Origin of the sequence: Mangrovivirga cuniculi (assembly GCF_005166025.1) — a bacterium.
In the GTDB taxonomy this organism is placed as follows: domain Bacteria; phylum Bacteroidota; class Bacteroidia; order Cytophagales; family Cyclobacteriaceae; genus Mangrovivirga; species Mangrovivirga cuniculi.
On the sequence record NZ_CP028923.1, the window covers coordinates 2,937,161 to 2,956,400 of the forward strand.

The window sequence follows — 19,240 nt, forward strand, 5'->3', positions numbered from 1 at the left end:
TTGACTTTAAAATTGAAGGGTTTGAAAAAATTATTATATATTAGTGATCATCAACTACACAACTATGAAATACATCCTACCAGCCCTTTTATTATTCACCTTATTTTCATGTGACGATAAGGAAGCAACACCCAAATATGAAACTCAAAATTACACCATCCTCTTTGGTGATAAGGAAGCAGGTTATTTCAATAGTTCAAAAACAGAAGACGGGAAGTACAATTTTGTTTATGAATTTAACGATCGCGGACGAGGTCCCCACCTGGAAGAAACTGTCATACTTAACGACTAGGGAATGATTAAATCTTTGGAGGTTCAGGGTCATAATTATCTGAAAGACACGGTAGCTGAAAGCTTTAAGATTAAAAATGGCAAGGCCAGTTGGGAAAGTAACTCCGAAACCGGACAAACGGAAAGTAAGAATGCCTTTTATATTGGGATCAATAGTACCCCGGGAAGTTGGGAACTATTGGTAAGAAAGTTATTAGAAGCCAATTCCGTTGACCTCTACCCGAATGGTAATACCAAATTGACTTCGGTTTCTGATCATTCAATTGGTGATACCCTCCAATTAAAGTTAGTTGAATTTGTCGGCATATCATTTGAGCCCAGCTATGTTTGGTTTGATGAAGACAATAGATTTTTCGCTTCCCCATCTTCGTGGCTTACTACTATAAGAAAAGGATATGAATCAATCGGCTCTCACCTATATAAGCTGCAAACTGCAAAGCAAAAAGAAAATTATAAAAGAATAGCAGATGAGCTTACTACCCAGCCAAAAGGAAAACTGGTAATCAAAAATGTCAATGTCTTTAATTCTGAAGACGGCTCAATGATGGAAAATAAAACTGTTATTGTTAACGGCAATACAATTGAACAAGTAACGGATGATGCTGATGTGGAAGAAAATGCTATGATAATTGACGGTAGTGGTAAAACACTAATGCCAGGTTTATTCGATATGCATGGTCACCTATCCCGATCAGACGGTATTTTAAATCTTGCAGGAGGTGTTACTTCTGTACGGGACATGGCAAATAATTTTGAGCTTCCCACTGTCAGAGATGAGTTTAATAAAAACACCGTGTTAGGTCCAAGGATTTTAATAATGAGTGGTTTTATCGATCAGGCAGGTCCTTATGCCGGTCCGACCGGTAAAATAGTGAAATCACTGGAAGAAGGATTAGAAGCTATACAGTTTTATCATGACCGGGGCTATCAGCAAATAAAATTGTATAGTTCTATTGATCCATCATGGGTGAAACCGATGGCAGAAAAAACTCATGAACTCGGCATGCGATTAAGTGGACATATTCCCTCCTACATGATTGCTGAACAGGCGATAAATGATGGATATGATGAAATCCAGCATATCAATATGATTGCCTTAAACTTCCTTGGTGACACCATTGATACCCGAACTCCGTTACGTTTTTCCATGCCGGGAAAATATGCTCATCAGATTGATATTGAAGGAGAAGAATTTCAGAAACTGGTTAAGCTTCTAAAAGAAAAAGATATAGTGATCGATCCAACAGTCTCGATTTTCGAAGGAATGCTTACCTCTAAGGCCGGTGAGCCCAATCCAAGTTTTGACACCATTTTAGACAGATTGCCTATTCAAGTAAAGAGAGCTTTCTATTCCGGTGGATTACCGATGACTGATGAAGAACGTCCGGTATATAAAAAGTCTTATGAACACATGTTAAAGATGGTAAAAGCGCTTCACGATGCCGGTATACGCCTCGTTGCCGGAACTGATTCGATGGTTGGCTTTGGCTTACATAAAGAATTAGAAAACTATGTAAGAGCTGGTATTTCTGTTGGCGACGTATTACAAATTGCTACAGTCAATGCCGCGAATATTACCGGTAATGATAATCTTGGAGTTATAAAGGAAGGCTATCTCGCCGATATGATCATCATAGATGGAAATCCCCTGGAAGATATTAGCAACATTCGAAGAATAGAAACGACAATTAAGGATGGTAAAGTCTATGATTGCAGTAAGCTTTATGAAGCAGTCGGTGTAGCACATTTTAAATAGGAAAACAACCGGAGCATTAAATAGAGGATATATCTTAAAAACAAAATATTCTAAATCTTTTATTACAGTAATGAAAAACTATCTATTAATATTAATTCTATCGACCCTATTAGGATGCCAATCAGATCAGGAAAAATCAATAGCTGAAAATCAAATGGAAAAGCAGACAATCTCTGAATTTGAATCAAATAATAGCGAAATATCCCGAGCGATAGAAAAAATCGCCTTAGAGTTATCAGAGGATGAGTTAGACAGCTTCTATGTGAGTGAAATCGACCAATCACCAGACTCTATAAAGATAATCCTTTACCATTACAAACTGATCTCGAAATTAAATTCAAAGGATCAGAGTGATAATGAATGGGTTGTGCTTCCTCCGTATAGCGCTATGCCCGAATGGGTCAAACAATATAAATATTCGATAGAGGAAGACGACTTAAGTAAAAATCCTATTAAATAGTTCTTTTACTTACATAAGAGAATAAGGGCCTGTGGCAAGGATTTTATTTTTTCCAAAAGGCTCAAAACATCCATAATATTATTTGTATTTACATGAAAAATTTTGATTTTAAAAAACGAAACCTGTCATCAGGCCCTCACCTACTCGGATTACTTCTAGTAGTGGCAGGTATATTTGTTTTGGTCAGTCCTTCCTTTCTGGAAAGTGGAAGTTCAACTGAAACAATATTAGCTGTAGGAATAGGAACATTGTTTATAGGCCTTTTAATTATCTCTTCTTATGGTGGAATAGTTATTGATCTTTCTCAAAAGAGGTTTAAAGAGTATTTATCAATTGGCGGTTACAAATTTGGAGAATGGACGGAACTACCTGAAATATTAAAAATAAAGGTGATTTCAAACAGCTACATAAATAGCAATACACCTAATGGAATAAGCCCGACTTTTTCAGGAAAAGTAACCGACTTCAAAACGCTCATTTACTCAAATTCCTCCAAACCAGTATTTTCATTTAAGTACTCAAATGCGGATGATGCAGTCAAAAATGCAAGGCACCTGGCTAATGATCTGAATGCTGACTTGGTTATAAATGTTAAATAAACAAACTGGAATTTATTACTTGAATAGTATTGATATATGTTAAATATACCATATATAATGACAGTGAATTTCAAAATAAAACAACGAAACAGCGAAAGTTCTATTCGTTGTTTCTGAAAATTTAATTTTACATACAAAAATCTTATTCCGGGTTAAAGAATTATCTTTCTATCTGCTTGAACATATCCTATCCCGTCAGTAATCTAATCGTCACAAATATGGCTCGTACCATTCGTAACAGTCAGATACCGTTTACATGGCAGTATGTAATACTGAAAAGGTTTAAGATTGGATTTTAAAAAGCTACTTTCGATTTTTATTAAAATATGAATAACCAAAAAAACAACCTTAAATAAGTAATTTTCAAAAGAATAAATCATGAGCAAATTAACTATCAACAACCTTTCTAAAACCTATCCCAACGGTGTTCAGGCACTTAAAAATGTTTCTCTCGAAATCGGCAATGGAATGTTTGGTCTCTTAGGTCCTAACGGAGCCGGAAAATCGTCGTTGATGAGAACTATTGCTACTTTACAAGATGCAGATACAGGGACTATTACCCTTGATGACCTGGATGTTTCTGAAAACAAGCAGCAAATCAGAGAGAAGCTGGGTTATCTTCCTCAGGACTTTGGATTATACCCTAGAATTAATGCCGAAGTAATGCTAGACCATATTGCTCAAATGAAGGGTATTGGGAATAAATCAGATAGAAAATATGTCGTTGAAAGTTTACTCAATAAGGTTAACCTTTATAGTCACCGAAAGAAAGGATTAGGTACTTATTCTGGCGGAATGCGTCAAAGATTTGGTATTGCCCAGGCCCTTGTTGGTGATCCATCTCTTATAATCGTTGATGAACCAACTGCAGGATTGGATCCATCAGAAAGAAATAGGTTTTACAACTTATTAAGTGAAATCGGAGAAAATACTATCGTTATTTTATCAACACATATAGTAGAGGATGTAACTACCTTATGTTCTAATATGGCAATTATTTGTGCCGGAGAAGTATTGATGCAGGGTAAGCCAAAAGAAGGAATTGAGAGTTTAGAAGGAAGAATTTATAAAAAAGCAATTCAGAAAGAAGACCTTGATGAATATAAAACGAACTACAATGTGATTTCCACGAAATTGATTGAAGGAAGTCTTAGTTTAAGAGTAGAAAGTGAAGAAGATCCTAAAAATGGATTTGAACCGGCAAAAGCTGATCTGGAAGATGTTTACTTCAGCTATATTTCAAAAAAAGTCGATCCTGTAACTCTTTAAACGAACTTAAACTTTTAACTCATGTTCTGGAATATTTTCACCTTTGAACTAAAATACAGGTTCACCAGACCTGCTACTTATATATATTTTAGCCTTTTAGCATTTGTTGCCTTTTTATTGATCGCTTCGGGAAACACACCCGCTTCAGAAAAAGTGTTTCACAATGCACCGGTAATGATTGCCGAATTACAATTACTCATTTCTTTATTCGCTATCTTTTTAGCCTCTGCAGTAATGGGAGTTCCTCTATATCGCGACCTTGAGCATAAAACAGGAACATTTATGTTTAGTTATCCGATTTCCGAAAGTGCTTATTTCATGGGCCGTTTTTGGGGATCTTTCGTCACCCTGGTTTTTATTTCATTGGGTGTGGCAGCGGGTATTTACCTGGGAAGTATAATCGGACCGGCTACCGGCTGGACTGAAGCCAGTCGATTTGGCCCTAATAGATTTGTCAATTATTTCCAGCCTTATTTTACTATGATGCTCCCTAACCTTTGGTTATCAGGAACATTATTCTTTGCATTAATCGTTTTTAAAAGAAATATCAAATCGATCTATTCTGGAGGTATAATTGTTTTTATAGTTTACCTACTGGCAAATTTTTTATCTCAGGATATAGAAAATAAGGACCTGGTGCAAATACTGGATCCATTCGCGCTTAACTCTTTTAATTACCAGACAAGATACCTGACAGCTTATGAGCAGAATAACTTCCTGCTAGCTGTTCAAGGCAATTTGTTAGCCAACAGGTTATTGTGGACCGGCGTAGGAATATTGTTCTTTGTAGCGGCTTATTTCAGATTCAGTTTTAATTACTTCTTTAAAACAAAGCAAAAGAAATCCAAGCAAAAAGAAGCCTCTAAATATACTGCCCTTAAAGAGCGTCTAGTAGGTGTTAGCTTCAAAGGTAGCTACCATTGGAACAGCTTAATTACATTGAGTAAAATAGAAGTTCGAAATGTATTAAAAGATGTTTACTTCAGATCGATCTTATTAGGAGGATTGGTATTTCTAGTCATTGACTTCTGGATTGGCCAGACTTTATATAGTGTTCCTTCACACCCGGTCACATCTGTTCTAATGGAGTATAAAGGATTTGATTACAGTATTTTTGTCTTTATCATCCTGGTATTCTTTACTGGTGAAACGCTTCACAGAGATAAAACAACCGGATACAGTAAAATTAATGATACTTTCCCGGTAAAAGATGGGGTAATAATCGGTTCTAAATTCCTGGGAATGGCATTTGTAGCATTTATATTAGCTACATTACCAATCATCGTAGGACTTGCAGTTCAAACTCTGAAAGGGTATCATGAATACCACCTGACAACTTATCTGATAGATTGTTACCTCATTACATTTCCTGATTACCTTCAAATGATAATGCTGGTATTTGCCGTGCACCTATTGGTAAATAATAAATTTGCAGGACATGCCGCTAGTATTGGAGTTTGGCTGATTATTATCGTATTAAGACAGTTTGCTGATTACAATTTCAACCTGTTTTTTTACTCCTATAAACCAAATTACAGGTGGTCAGAAATGAATGGCCTGGGTCATTTTGGTGAACCCCTATTCTGGTTTAATCTCTATTGGACGCTCTTTGGTATTTCCCTTGTCCTATTCTTTTCTATTTTCTACAACCGAGGAACAGAAAATAATTTTAAAAAGAGAATTCAAAATGCTAAAAGTAAGCTCTTCAACAAATCGACGGTTGTGGGTTATTTCTCATTCATTTTAGCCCTGGGAGTTGGTGCTTATATATATAATAATGTGGTATATGTAAATACTTATCTAACAGCCGATGAACAATTAGAAAGACAAGCGCATTATGAAAAGCAACTCAAAAAATATGAGTTTATCCCTCAACCAAAAATCATTGACATTAATTTAGCTGCAGACCTGTATCCAAAGAAAAGGGAAGCCTATTTCGATGCGCAGGTGACGATGGTCAATAAAACTGATACACCAATTGATTCAATTCACTTAGCTGGAGGGTCATTGTCTTCTTATGATTTAATATATGAAGATAAAGTATTAGACTATCGATACCCATTGAATTATAAAGCACCTAAATTCCAGGTTTTCGGTGAAGGAAATGAATATGAATGGTATAGAATATATAAAATGCCTTATACCCTTCAACCTGGTGACACGATTAAAATGCAGATCAAAAGTTCCATTACAAACAAAGGTTTTGCTAATAGTGGTTATAGCAGGGAAATAGTCTATAATGGTACCTTCATCGGTGGTGGAATACCGGATATAGGTTATTCTAGTCGATCAGAAATTAGCAGTGATGAAAAAAGAAGAGAATATAATCTTCCGGAAAAAGATTATGAATTACCACCTCATGATGATCCGTATGGTAGAAGAACACTCTTATTTTCAGATGAGGCTGATTTGATCAGTTTTGAAGCAACAATTAGTACTGAGCCTGATCAAATTGCCATTGCACCCGGTTATATTCAGAAAGAATGGACAGAAGGTGATCGAAGGTATTTCCATTATATCCAGGATACACCGATACAGGCGTTTTTTAATATTGTATCTGCAGATTATGAGGTTCATAAGGACGAAACCACTTTACCAAATGGTCAAAAGGTAGCGATAGAAATCTACTACCACGATAAACACGACTACAACCTCGATCGCTTCAAGGCTGCCTATAAAGATGGGTTAACCTACTTCTCAGAAACTTACGGTAGTTTCCAATTCAGGCAAATGAGATTACTGGAGTTTCCTCGTTATGCAGGTTTTGCACAATCATTCCCAAATACCGTTCCTTTCTCTGAAAGTTTTGGATGGCTGGCAGATTTTGATGATCCGAATAGTTTTGACTACACCTATTATGTAACGGCCCATGAGCTGGCACACCAATGGTGGGGTCATCAGATAACACCTAATTACACCAGAGGAGCCAACTTAATATCTGAAGCTTTAGCCGAATATTCAGCATTAGTGCTTACTGAAAGGAAATACGGCAAAGACAACATGAAACGCTTTCTAAAAGATGAGTTGGATGACTACTTAAGAGGCAGATCCGGTGAAAGTAAAAAAGAAAATACTTTTATCAACTGTAATAGGTCTTACCAGTGGTACAACAAGGGAAGTTTGATATTGTATGGATTAAGAGATCTCATTGGTCCGGTAGCTATAGATAGTGCTCTGAAAGAGTTCAGAAATGAATTCGCATTAAGAGAAGAACCTCCTTATCCGGGCAGTTCAGACTTATACAGACATTTAAAGAATCATACGCCTGATAGTTTACAGTATTATTTAGAAGATACCTGGAACAAAATCACCTTGTATGAGAATAAAACCAATGAAGCTACTGCTGAAATGTTAGCAGACAGCACCTATAAAGTAACCCTGGATATCTCTTCAGCTAAAATGTATGCAGACAGTCTGGGAATGGAAACAGCAGCGAATTATGATGCCGATTATATAGATATTGGTGTATTCGCTGAGGATGAATTAGACGAAAACGGCCGGACGAAGAAAGTCCCGTTATACTTGAAAAAACACAAGATATCGGCCGGGCAGCATACGGTGGAGATTATTGTAAATGAGGAGCCTGCAAAAGCAGGTATCGATCCATTAAATAAATTAATAGACCGAATTCCTGACGACAATCTCATAAGCGTATCTATAGATTAAAATCCATTTAATAAAAGAAAAAGAGGCAGCTTGAAAGCTGCCTCTTTTATTTTTACCCGGAGCAAAATAAACTGATAATGATATATCAAATACTATCGATTAAGGTCCGATCAATTCATCAACTAAAGTGTACTACCTATCTCAATATCATTGGTTTTGGAATGAAGATAAGATATGCCCTACCCTCTTGCTTTTAAAGACAAGCTCCGGGAAATTATGAGAATAAATTATAGAAGATAGAAGTTTAGATTTTTCAAGGTTGATCATTATCGAAAGATCATTGATTAAGCTGAAAAAATAAATGGCAAAATAGTCATTAGTAAACGGTAACAGACGGATATTAAAATATCCCGATTACAGTCGGTTACAAACGTTTACTAACGGGTATAAATAAAAAGGATCATTTGATTTTGAACTAGAAACAGCTATTTTTAGATTTTAAAGGAATTTATTAACTACCAATGCAACGGAAGCTATATAAGGAATAAGCGCGATAGAGTCGCGGTTAGCCATTCGTTACATGCAATGATATGTTTACCGCAGAAGAACTAAATAATGAAGGAATAAGAGAATGGAGAAATATTGAAAGTTTTTTCACCGACTGCCCTATTCTCCTAGGAAATGGATTCAGCTTAAATTTTAGTGAAACATTAAGGTATAAATTTCTGCATCAAAATTTTATTGAAAATTGCTCGGATGTAGCTAAAGAATTGTTTCAATCATTTGGCACACAGAATTTTGAACTCATCCTTCGGAATCTAGAAATAACTGAACGAGTTCATACAGCTTTAGAAATAAATGAACCAAGGATAATCGAATTTAGGAATGAGGTTAGACAAGGATTAATTGAATCTATAAGACGAATTCACCCAACACCAGCGAGTATTGATTACGAAAATTTGAGAGAGTTTAGTGAACAGCTCAGACCGTTTACAAACATTTATACTACCAATTACGATCTGTATTTATATTATCTAATTCTGGATACCAGAAAGTTTGGTGACTACTTTTTGGGAATCATGATGTTTTCTTTAATAAATTCCGAAGACCGGATGAGATGAAGAATAACCATATCTATTACTTACATGGTTCTTTATTCCTATTTGATAATGGTATAGATTCCTTAAAAATAAGAAGACTCAACGATAACTGGTTGCTTGATTTAATTACTCAACAAATTAATAGGTCAAATTATCCTCTTTTTATAAGTGAAGGCACATCCGAATCCAAACTAAAACAGATTAATTCAAATCAATATTTGAGTTACTGTTTCGAGAAATTAAAATCGGACTCTTCAGAAAATCTTATTATTTATGGACAATCCTTAGGCGAACAAGACAAACACTTGGCAGAATTAATTGATCATAAATTTAAAAAAGTAGCTATTTCAATAAAAACTGAATTTTATGATACAATGGGCTATCTAAAAGCTGAGAGGAATAGGCTTGCCTCGCTTTTTAATATAGCCGAAATCGAATTTTACAATGCAACAGATTTATTTAATTTCAACTAAAAGCATGTAACATCATGTATGAAATCATAGCCCCACAAGTCAAACGCACAAACCAAAGCTACGATTCATACATTAAGCGTTGTGGGTAATTATGGAGAAGTCAAAAGCTAAGATTGGACCAACATTATTAAAGTTGTTTTTGCTATTGCTAGGAACTGCATTTGCTATTTTCAGCACTATGATTTTAAATAACCTATTAGAAGATTTTGAATTTATTGGATTAACAGTGTTCCTTATGTTTTCTATAATTGCATTCATGGGGTTATATTTCGGAACAACTTCATTGAGAACAGTCATTATCGACCCAGAACGTAAACTGATAAACATTGTATATCTGTGGTTTTGGCGAACAACTCTAACAGAATCCGATATTAAAGGGTACATCACCTATCCTTTCTCGAACAACATCGGAACATATCAGGGTATTTTAATAGAACTTCAAAACGGCAAGCAATTTCAACTAAGTGAATTTGATATCAAGAACTTTTCGAATATCAAAGAAGCAATTTCAAAATTCATTCACCAGAATAGCCAACTGAAACTCAACATTTGGACGAATCTCAATAAGTTCGCTTTTGTCTACATGGGGATTTTCATAGCATTGCTAGGGTTAGGTAAACTTTTTGGATGGTGAAACTACCCACAACAAATATTATGAATGAACGGGGTTTTATCGGTCAGGATTATGGTGGGGATTGTAAAGTCCACCACAAGTTTTAAATTTAAATCAAGGCGTGACTATGTACGAGACGAGAGGTTAGTGCTTTCTAATCCCCACTCATCATAGCTGGACGTTGTGAATTTTTGATTGTTACTCGCTGCTATTGTGATTATTTTTTCTTGATTTTTGTTTTTTAGAAATTTAATTATCGGATCGCATAAACGACTTGCCATCACAAATGGGTGGCATGTCCGTTTTATGCTTTGTTATGTGCTTTCTTCTTATTCATATAAAAGTTTTCCTGCTGCATTCCCCATTAATTCATGGTTATGACCGACATTTGGAACAATTTCAATTTTCCATTTAAAATCAGCATTTAGGTCATTTGCTTTAACTTTTGAATATTCATAGAAATATTTAGCTCTCTCAAGTCTATTTGTCCCTTGTTTATCTGCAGTCTTTGATCTTAGAAGAGTTCCACCCTTTTCATTTTCGTTATCGAGTTCACCTATTAAAAGAATCAATTTGTTGTTAAATGATTGAATTAATTCTTCATCATGTGAATACAAACCTTGTATTCCAAAAGGCATTTTATTTTCAAAATCTGGAAGCGTATAAAACCCTGAATTTGATGATATTATATGATTTACTTTCATTTCACTTGTAAGTAAAGCAAGCCTATGCAGGATTTGTCCTCCTGCTGAATGTCCGAAAATATCATACTGGGTTTGGGAAGAATTTGTTGATTCAACAACTAAATCAAAAATTCTGTCAAAATCATAGAAAAGCCAATCATTTTGATTTGAATTTGTTTCAAAAGTGAATATTTCTTCATTTAAAAGAGCTTGATTTGTCCCCTTCATAAACTCTACAGACTCTATTAAGTTGGAGTCCTTGATTAATCCGCAAAGATGATATTCTTCGAATGGATACTGTTCTTCTTCATATATCGGTGATAGAATCAGAACATTGTATTTTTCAGATTCTTCTTTCCACGCATCTCTGTAACTGTCCCCATTTCTTCCCGCACCTGGGATTACCATTAATACTTTTGAATCGATAGTAAAATTTTTTGGTTTGTGATAATATACTTTGATTGTTTTTTCTTTTTTTCCTTCTGAACCTTCTATTAAGAATACACCAGAACCTGTTTTAATTTGAACATCATTTAATACTAAATCGGCCTCATTATTTAGGTCACTTTTTCTTATTAGGTTCATAGTACAATCAGGACAGATACCTGCTTTTTTAAACGATAATGTGTCACATGGTAAATCACATGGAGTACAGACATATTCTCCTTGTTTCTCATCACAAGAAATGAATATTACTATGCAAATTGCTATTGTTAAGATTTTCTTCATTTTTCGTTAATTGCACATAACTAATTAATATTTTCTGTTTTATTTATTTATTTTTTTAAGGAAAGACCGATTACCAAAAGGAAAAATTTAAAACCTTCACATACTTGGTTCCGGTAGGAGCTCTCTTAATAACCGTGCCTTCCCTTAAAATTTCGGAGATTAAACCCCTATACTGTAACTTTGAAATTTTTATCTGTAAGAAGTAGAGCCATACCAGCAATACAACAATATAAAGCTGTGTAAAAGTATTCATAGTCATTATGTGCAAAATGAGTTATCAATGCACCAATTGCAAATGGCAATAACCATAAAGTGGATAGGTTTTTAACTTGATGTATCCAAAACCCAACAACCAAACCAATTACGCCCAACAATTCGCCATAACCAATAGATAATGTCCATATTTTTCCAAAGCCAAAATTGCTCATGTTTTCCATCATACTTTGTTTTTGAAATACTTTAAAAAGACTTGCATAACCAAAGGCATAGATTAAATATCCATATGCTAACCAATGTGAAACTCGCACTAAATTTTTCATAATATTTAAGATTTAAATTATTTATAAAGTTTTTCGGTAATACACACCGAAAGATGTTTTTTCTATTGGATTGGGTCCATACTGGTTAAAGTCTGCACCAATGCCAAATTGGGTTTCCTTTGATAGATTACACCATACGGAATTGCTGAAAACTTCTTATATGCGTCTCGAATTTGCCCCATACGGTTTTAAACTGTCCGTTGACCCAAAGTGACACCTTATTATTCACCGGTATATTGAACTAATATTGTGCAAAGGCCTCGGCATAGCCAGCATCCATTTTTTCAGAATGGGCTACTGAAGGAATTACGACCAATAATAAGTGTATATTTTTAAGTATAAACTTTGTCGATAATCGTCTTGAATAACCTGCAATACTATTGTAGTATAAAGATGGACCAATTGAAATATGTTCGTTATTATTCCAGAATAAGGTAGGTTGGACACCTGCCTCATCAAAACCTTTATTTTCATCATCGTTATACTTCTGGAAGTAAGCCAATGTATTAATGCTTAGGGCTTTTCTTTCATTAATGAAGTAACTTGAGTTCGATGTGAAATCGGTTTTGTCAAAGCCTGAAATCAATTCAATCTGTGTGAATTGCGTCTGTAATGCATTTACGAGACCAACTGTAAATACAAATGAAATGATTCTTAACTTTTTCATGTTTCAAAGTTCCCATTTGAATACATGAAAAAAAATAAACTAGTTTAAGACTTTTACATTCTGTTGACCTTGGTAATGATTTTGCTCATAAACTCTGGCGTAATACCAATATAAGCAGCTAAATCTTTTAGGGTAATTCTATTGACAATGTGAGGATATTTCTTTTTAAACTTTATGTACCGCTATTCGGCCGGTAAGGATATACCGTGGTTAGAACGTCTTATGTAACTTATGAGCAATCTCTGGTAAAGTATGCAATAAAATCGTTCGAATTTTGATATCTCCTGGAAAAGTAATTCATAATTTGTTCTTGAAATTCCAAGTAATTCTGAATCCTCGGTAGCTTTAATAAAGTAACATGAAGGCTCTTTGGTCATAAAACTAGATAAATCTCCTGTCCAATAATCCTCAACTGAAAACATAGAGATATGAGGTGCGTCGTTTTCATTCAAGGTATATACTTTAAGGCAACCCTTTGTTATAAAGTATTCGTAATTAGTAATGTCTCTAGCTTGCATCAAAAATGCTTTCCTTTTAACGATAACTTTTGTAAGAAGGGAAAGTATTTCTGTTTTTCAATCTCGGTTAAATCGATAAAGTTGATGATATTATCAATAATGAGTTGATGCGAATATTCCAATGTATATTTAATTTCCTTAAAATTAAGCATTAGAGCATAACCACGAAAAAGCTTTGTGCCTTTTCTTAAGCACTTAAAACGTAAAAGCTTGCCTAAATTCAGGAAGGATATATCAAAACATAGATATATTAAAACTAAAAAACAACTGGAAATTATTTATACTCTAGAATCCAATCAGATATCTTTTTCAAGAAATCAGGGACAAAATTCTTTTCAAGTATGGCATATTCCTCACGCTTACCTGTTCTGGCTTCTTGAAAATAATGATTGGCCTTATCAAAGGTTATGAATTTATAAGGTGCTCCCGATTTAAGAAGGGCATTTTCCAATACATCTTTATTCTGGTGGATGGGTACTTGATAATCCAAACCACCGAAAAGACTTAAAACAGGAATGCTTAGTTTTTCCAAATCACTTGCCGGATCATAATAGAGATAAGAAGTTAACGATGGTAAGCCATAAATCATTTTATAGGTTTCTGCTTTTGCAATAGCCTGTTCTTTTATAGCTGAGGAATCCACCTTGGTTTCTGAATTTATTTCATATAGAATAGTTTCAGTGGTTTGAAGGAATAACTGATTGGCTTCTTTAATGGCCTTACCATCTTCAATAGCCCACATTAATTTGTTATGAGCGGATACATCGGCTTCAATCAATGAATTGGAAATATTAGTCTGATTATAGTCTTGTCTGACTTGATACAAAACCACCTCTACTAAAGGTACTGCTGGTGCAGCCATTAAAATTAGCTTTTTTACGGATGCATTTTCAACAGCAACTTTTCCAGCCAAGATTCCGCCTTGACTATGACCAAACAAAATAAAACTTTTAAAAGAATGTTTATTTTTGGTTTTGAAATAATCCATAATGCCTTCTAAATCCTTAGAGTGATTATCTAAAGTACTATTTACAAAGTCACCTGTACTTACACCTACCCCTCTATCATCATATCGAAACGAAGCAATACCTTTTGACGCCAAATGCTCAGCTATGACTTTAAAAATCTTAAACCCTTCTAAAGTTTCATCTCTATCTTGCGGCCCACTTCCTGAACTCATGATGACTAAAGAATTTGTCTTAAGATTTGATGGCATTATAAGTGTACCTCCAATGGATACATTTTCTAATTTTATAACTAAATCAATAGATCTTGAATCTTCATTAATTGCGTTTTCACTTGAGTGACAAATAAAAGTCACAATTAAAAACAGTATTAAAACGTGTAAATAAATTCGTGTTTTCATTTTGATGTATTATAATCATTTCGTATCGATACCTATAAACAATTGATCAACTTCTTGCTTCAAATAATCATTTGGTAGCACTCTGTAAAATTCTTCAAGTAAGTCTAAAGACGTTGGCTTTTTTGGATATTTGTTATGCTCTAAAAAACGTTTTAATGCTTCATTTACTTTATCCTCACCGATTAATTCAGATAATTCTACCATTGCAATCGCACCTTTGGAGTATGCTATATGAGTAGCGCCATAAGGTACTTTATATAAAGGTGGATCTCCGTAAAGTCCTTTTTCATTATCATAAATTTGTTTGTGAATCTGAACTCGTTGCCTCATGGTTTCTTTCCCATAGAGCTTTTTGTAAATCATCATCTCGGTATACATAGCCAAAGTCTCTGTGAGCATTGAAGCTCCTTCCCTTTCATCTGGATTTATTTGGCTATTTCCCCACCAAATATGAGCCAATTCATGGCCTGCCAATTCATTTATTACATCTTTACTTGGGTCACTATCTATATTGGTGTGAAAAATCATGTTTTCGGTCATAAAAATAGTGGCTGGATATGCCGTAGCCGCAAATCCACTTGTAAAAGATGAGACCTCAACAAAGCTTATCTTTTCAAATGGGTAAGCTCCAAAATTATCGGTACAATAATCTAAACTCAATTTGGCATTTTTTAGTAGTCGATCTACATTTTCTGGATGCTTTTCATCGTATAAAACTTCAATATTGATGCCTCTATGTGTTATGGATTTTTTTTGATACTTTGAAGATGCTACCGCAAATCGAAATGGAATACTATCAGCTTTATATTGTGTATATGTCCTATCGTTTTCAGTCCAAGTCTTAACTAAATCACCAATTCCCATTGGTGTTTGAGTACTTTCCGTAGAAACCACCATATCTAAATTGATAAAATCATTTTTAAAAACCCCTGGTGCTTCAAGTGTCTTTAAGGGTGTTGGATCCCCAAGTCCGTATGCTTCACGTTTTTGCTTGTCCTCTACCTCATTATACGGTTGGTACCCTAACGAAGGATAGTAATTACTAATTCTCATAAACGATCCATTTTCAACGATGGCATTAAAAGATTGATGCCCATTTACTGCATACCATTTATATGATAAATTAAACTCTAGAGTTGCTTTATCACTTGACATTAAAGGTTTATTCAGTTTAATCTCTGACACAATCCGATCTATTGAAATTTCATTATTGTGTATCCTGAGTATTGCATCCACAAATTCTAAGTCAGAATGAAAATTGAACAAAATCTTATATATTGGCTCATCTGATAGATTTTGAATTCTATATTTCCCTTTAATCTTATACGAATTTTCAGAAGGATACAAGTCTATTTTTGTATCCACATCTACAATCGTAGGCTGTGCTATAGTTTGATAATGACGGTAATTCTTTTCATAATGAACTGCTTTAATTAGTTCTGCATCCTCATTATTTGGTGCATAGCCACTCATAAAATTAAAGCCCCCAAAGACACCTAACCCCAAAAAAACAAGGACAACAACAGATTTTACTTTGGTCCATTGTTTTGATATCAAATACGAATTAAAAGTCCAAAATAGACCTAAAAGACCAATACCAAAAAGCAACCTATTTGAAAAGGCTGATAGGTATGCCCCATAACCATTTAGATCACTATACACTCCGTTGAATCCAGAGAACACGTGTAATAATGGATAGGACAACAACATCTTTATTAATGGTGTTGTAAAAACGACTACTGCTAATATTGAAATCCCTAAGGCTACATATTTGTTATTGATGATACTATTAATAAGAAGTAACAATGTACCAAAAAGAAAAAGCGGAATCGTATTGAATATGACAAAGCCAATATAAGCCAACCAATCAATTTGTTTATAGCCATAACCGATTTGAAACACTAATGCTAGTACTATAAGCAATACAGTTAAAAATACTAATAACACAGCCAATGACATTATGTGGCCTTTCAGCTTTGCTTTTGAAAAAAAAACACTGTCTTCAATGAGATAAAAATTGGCGGTACTACTTCTCCAGTACATATCATTAATAAAATACACCAACACAATTGCGCCTAATAAGTAAAAGCTCTGAGAAATGGAAGTCGCCAAAAGCCCTGAACTGGCATAATTATCTGGTAAACGTATACCTTTATCTATATCAGAATACATTTCCATACCAACAAAAAATATCATTAGCATGGAAACAGCCATTATAGTTACAGTTTTAAAAAGGTAAATTAAGTCAACCCTTGCAAAGGAAATAACTGAATTAAACTCTGACTTAAACCCAAAATTAAGAGTAGGTGTTTTAACCATTACCAATCTTGGTATTACCGCTTTAATTTTCCGTTGTTTGCGCTGCAATTCCTTTTTACTTGTCTTCTTATTGAAGGCATAAAAACGATAAGAAATAACCAAAAATAGTATCGACAATAACACATAAACGATACGATTGATAGCCCAAAACCCTTTAAACGAAACGATAAACTGATTTTTTTCAGTAACACTGTAGTCTTTAGCTTCAAAGAAATAAGCTGATGCGCCAAAAGGATCCAATAATGATGATATTTGTTGCACTTCTATAGATTGCGGAATGCTTCCAGCCATGAATGGTGAATTAGAAAACACCAATAAAACCATGTAAAGTACATATAGAAGTAAACCTCCAATAACCACCAATAACTTCTTACGGGTCGTATAGGCAACCATAAATAAAACGCTACAAACGAAAAAGCAGTTAATAACACCAAAAATCAAAAAGGGATAGAGATACGACCAAAAACTAAATCCTAACTGCATTTCGCTTCCGGTACGTAAGTTTTGACCCATGACAAAACCTATGATTAAAATTAAAAAGCTCAAAAATGTTTTCAATGTGAATCCAGCGAACTTCCCTATCAAATAGTGTTTAAGTGAAATTGGATATGAGAATAACATGATATCAAATTTTGTATCCCACTCTTCGAACAAAATCTCTAAGGCGAATAAAATAGCCAAAAATATCATGGATAGACTTAACAAAGCCATCATGAACCCTATGGTGTATGGAGAATTAAGATAAATACCTTCACCAGCAGTTAGGTTAAATTTATAACCACAAAACCAGCCAATAAAAAGTAATATTATACCTGATAAACTTAAAATATAACGGTTACCACTATGCTTTAATTGAAATTGAAGTACAGCATTCATAATTATTTGTTTTGAGAAAGCACATTAAAGTAGACGTGCTCTAGTATTGGATCAACTTGTGAAAACCCCTCAGGTTGGGTAGCTGCAAAAACTGTAATTTGAAGTTGACGCTCCATAAGTTGTTGACTAATAACTTTCAGACTTGATTGATACATTTCCAACTCATCATTTTCAATAAATTTTGACCACACTTTACCTTCTAATTCTTTGATTAATTCTTTGGGTTTTCCAGTTTTAAGAATTTGACCTTTATTCATTATAGTCATTTCAGAACACAGGTTTTTCACGTCTTCAACCAAATGAGTAGATAAAATCACAACAACTTCTTTACTAATATCACTGAGAAGCGTATTAAAACGATTACGTTCTTCTGGATCCAATCCTGCTGTTGGTTCATCTACAATGATGATTTTTGGGTTTCCCAGTAAAGCTTGGGCAACACCAAAGCGCTGTTTCATGCCACCCGAAAACTTATGTACCTCTTTATCTCTGAAGTCCAAAAGGTTGACTTTTTCTAATAAATATTGAATCTGTTTTTGACGTTCAGATTTGTAATTAATACCTTTTAAATTGGCTATATGATTTAATAAATCATAAGCATTTACTTTTGGGTACACCCCAAAATCTTGTGGTAAAAACCCTAGATTCTTTTTAATATAGTCCGTATGCTCAACAATATCTACATCATTAAATTCTATAGTCCCGGAAGATGGTTTCTGTAAACCTACAATAGTTTTCATTAAAGACGATTTTCCGGCACCATTAGGCCCTAATAATCCAAACATTCCGTTCTTAACCTCTAACGACATATTCTGTATGGCCTGATGACCATTTTTATAGGTAAGCTCTAGATTATTAATTTTTAAAATGTTCATGATTTTAAGTTTTAAATATTACTATTGCAATGAGTAGTTGTGCAATTAGATTTGTTTTCAACTTGGTAACTGTTTCAAAGTTTTATAGGATGTAGTAGTTACTTTTAGAAGCATTTAGAGCGTTAATCCGACTTCACCAAGTGCTGCAGCAACACCAACGATAAAGGCAGTGTTACCTTCATAACCCGGGACAATAAAATTCCCAGATAACCTGCAGCAGCATCTAGTAAAAGACCACCCAAGACTTTAGGAAATACATTGATTTTGTAAATGTGTATCCCAAGTAATTGACATTGTATCCCAAAAGAGGCTCCTGCAATGAGATAACCATAATGGTGAGCTTCCATAAAATAGATACTCCTGTCCTGAACTTGAGGTGTTCTAAATTAATTTGAAAAGCTACCATTTTCCAGTACTTTAAGCTCCATTTAGTGATTTAATAAATTTAAACTCCCTATATTGAGATTATAATCAATCTATTCAATAGCAATTTCAATAGAA

16 protein-coding genes and 1 pseudogene are annotated in these 19,240 nt (G+C 34.3%); 9 read left to right on the forward strand and 8 right to left on the reverse strand.

What is annotated here, in order from left to right; genetic code table 11:
• The first annotated feature begins 64 nt into the window (after positions 1 to 64).
• The 9 genes from DCC35_RS12815 to DCC35_RS12850 all read left to right on the forward strand — a co-directional run bounded on the left by DCC35_RS12815 (position 65) and on the right by DCC35_RS12850 (position 10,188).
• Positions 65 to 292, forward strand: coding sequence for a hypothetical protein (locus tag DCC35_RS12815; protein ID WP_137091182.1), 228 nt, complete (start codon positions 65 to 67; stop codon positions 290 to 292).
• A gap of 3 nt (positions 293 to 295) precedes the next feature.
• Entirely contained in the window at positions 296 to 2,047 is a 1,752-nt protein-coding gene (locus DCC35_RS12820; RefSeq protein WP_137091183.1) for an amidohydrolase family protein, read from the forward strand.
• A gap of 70 nt (positions 2,048 to 2,117) precedes the next feature.
• Complete coding sequence (locus DCC35_RS12825; protein ID WP_137091184.1) at positions 2,118 to 2,507, forward strand: hypothetical protein; 390 nt, start codon at positions 2,118 to 2,120, stop codon at positions 2,505 to 2,507.
• Positions 2,508 to 2,599: 92 nt separating this feature from the next.
• Positions 2,600 to 3,106, forward strand: a complete 507-nt coding sequence (locus DCC35_RS12830) for a hypothetical protein (protein ID WP_137091185.1) — start codon at positions 2,600 to 2,602, stop codon at positions 3,104 to 3,106.
• A gap of 378 nt (positions 3,107 to 3,484) precedes the next feature.
• Positions 3,485 to 4,375 (forward strand): ABC transporter ATP-binding protein, encoded by an 891-nt coding sequence (locus DCC35_RS12835; protein WP_137091186.1) that lies wholly within the window; start codon positions 3,485 to 3,487, stop codon positions 4,373 to 4,375.
• Between the two features lie 21 nt (positions 4,376 to 4,396).
• Positions 4,397 to 8,041 carry an ABC transporter permease/M1 family aminopeptidase gene (locus DCC35_RS12840; RefSeq protein WP_137091187.1) on the forward strand — a complete coding sequence of 1,215 codons (3,645 nt, stop codon included), beginning with the start codon at positions 4,397 to 4,399 and terminating at the stop codon, positions 8,039 to 8,041.
• Positions 8,042 to 8,571: 530 nt separating this feature from the next.
• A complete protein-coding gene (locus tag DCC35_RS21540; RefSeq protein ID WP_217495833.1) occupies positions 8,572 to 9,102 on the forward strand; it encodes a DUF4917 family protein in 531 nt (176 codons plus the stop codon).
• Entirely contained in the window at positions 9,099 to 9,554 is a 456-nt protein-coding gene (locus DCC35_RS21545; RefSeq protein WP_217495834.1) for a DUF4917 family protein, read from the forward strand. The genes DCC35_RS21540 and DCC35_RS21545 overlap by 4 nt, the downstream gene beginning before the upstream one ends.
• A 91-nt stretch (positions 9,555 to 9,645) precedes the next feature.
• On the forward strand, positions 9,646 to 10,188 hold the full coding sequence (locus tag DCC35_RS12850) for a hypothetical protein (protein ID WP_137091188.1): 543 nt from the start codon (positions 9,646 to 9,648) through the stop codon (positions 10,186 to 10,188).
• A gap of 308 nt (positions 10,189 to 10,496) precedes the next feature.
• Here DCC35_RS12850 and DCC35_RS12855 read toward each other — a convergent pair whose 3' ends face one another.
• The 8 genes and pseudogenes from DCC35_RS12855 to DCC35_RS22090 form a co-directional block, all read right to left on the reverse strand.
• On the reverse strand, positions 10,497 to 11,579 hold the full coding sequence (locus tag DCC35_RS12855) for a hypothetical protein (protein ID WP_246070010.1): 1,083 nt from the start codon (positions 11,577 to 11,579) through the stop codon (positions 10,497 to 10,499).
• 167 nt (positions 11,580 to 11,746) lie between these two features.
• Entirely contained in the window at positions 11,747 to 12,118 is a 372-nt protein-coding gene (locus DCC35_RS12860; RefSeq protein WP_137091189.1) for a DoxX family protein, read from the reverse strand.
• Positions 12,119 to 12,359: 241 nt separating this feature from the next.
• A complete protein-coding gene (locus tag DCC35_RS12865) occupies positions 12,360 to 12,785 on the reverse strand; it encodes a hypothetical protein (protein WP_246070011.1) in 426 nt (141 codons plus the stop codon).
• Between the two features lie 182 nt (positions 12,786 to 12,967).
• Positions 12,968 to 13,303, reverse strand: coding sequence for a Crp/Fnr family transcriptional regulator (locus tag DCC35_RS20965; protein WP_217495835.1), 336 nt, complete (start codon positions 13,301 to 13,303; stop codon positions 12,968 to 12,970).
• Positions 13,304 to 13,577: 274 nt separating this feature from the next.
• Positions 13,578 to 14,669, reverse strand: a complete 1,092-nt coding sequence (locus DCC35_RS12875) for an alpha/beta hydrolase family protein (RefSeq protein WP_137091190.1) — start codon at positions 14,667 to 14,669, stop codon at positions 13,578 to 13,580.
• Positions 14,670 to 14,684: 15 nt separating this feature from the next.
• Positions 14,685 to 17,864, reverse strand: a complete 3,180-nt coding sequence (locus tag DCC35_RS12880) for a M1 family aminopeptidase (protein WP_217495836.1) — start codon at positions 17,862 to 17,864, stop codon at positions 14,685 to 14,687.
• Positions 17,865 to 17,866: 2 nt separating this feature from the next.
• Positions 17,867 to 18,739 carry an ABC transporter ATP-binding protein gene (locus DCC35_RS12885; RefSeq protein ID WP_137091191.1) on the reverse strand — a complete coding sequence of 291 codons (873 nt, stop codon included), beginning with the start codon at positions 18,737 to 18,739 and terminating at the stop codon, positions 17,867 to 17,869.
• A gap of 122 nt (positions 18,740 to 18,861) precedes the next feature.
• Positions 18,862 to 19,104, reverse strand: a pseudogene (locus DCC35_RS22090) (DUF4386 family protein); the annotation flags it as partial.
• Positions 19,105 to 19,240 lie beyond the last annotated feature (136 nt).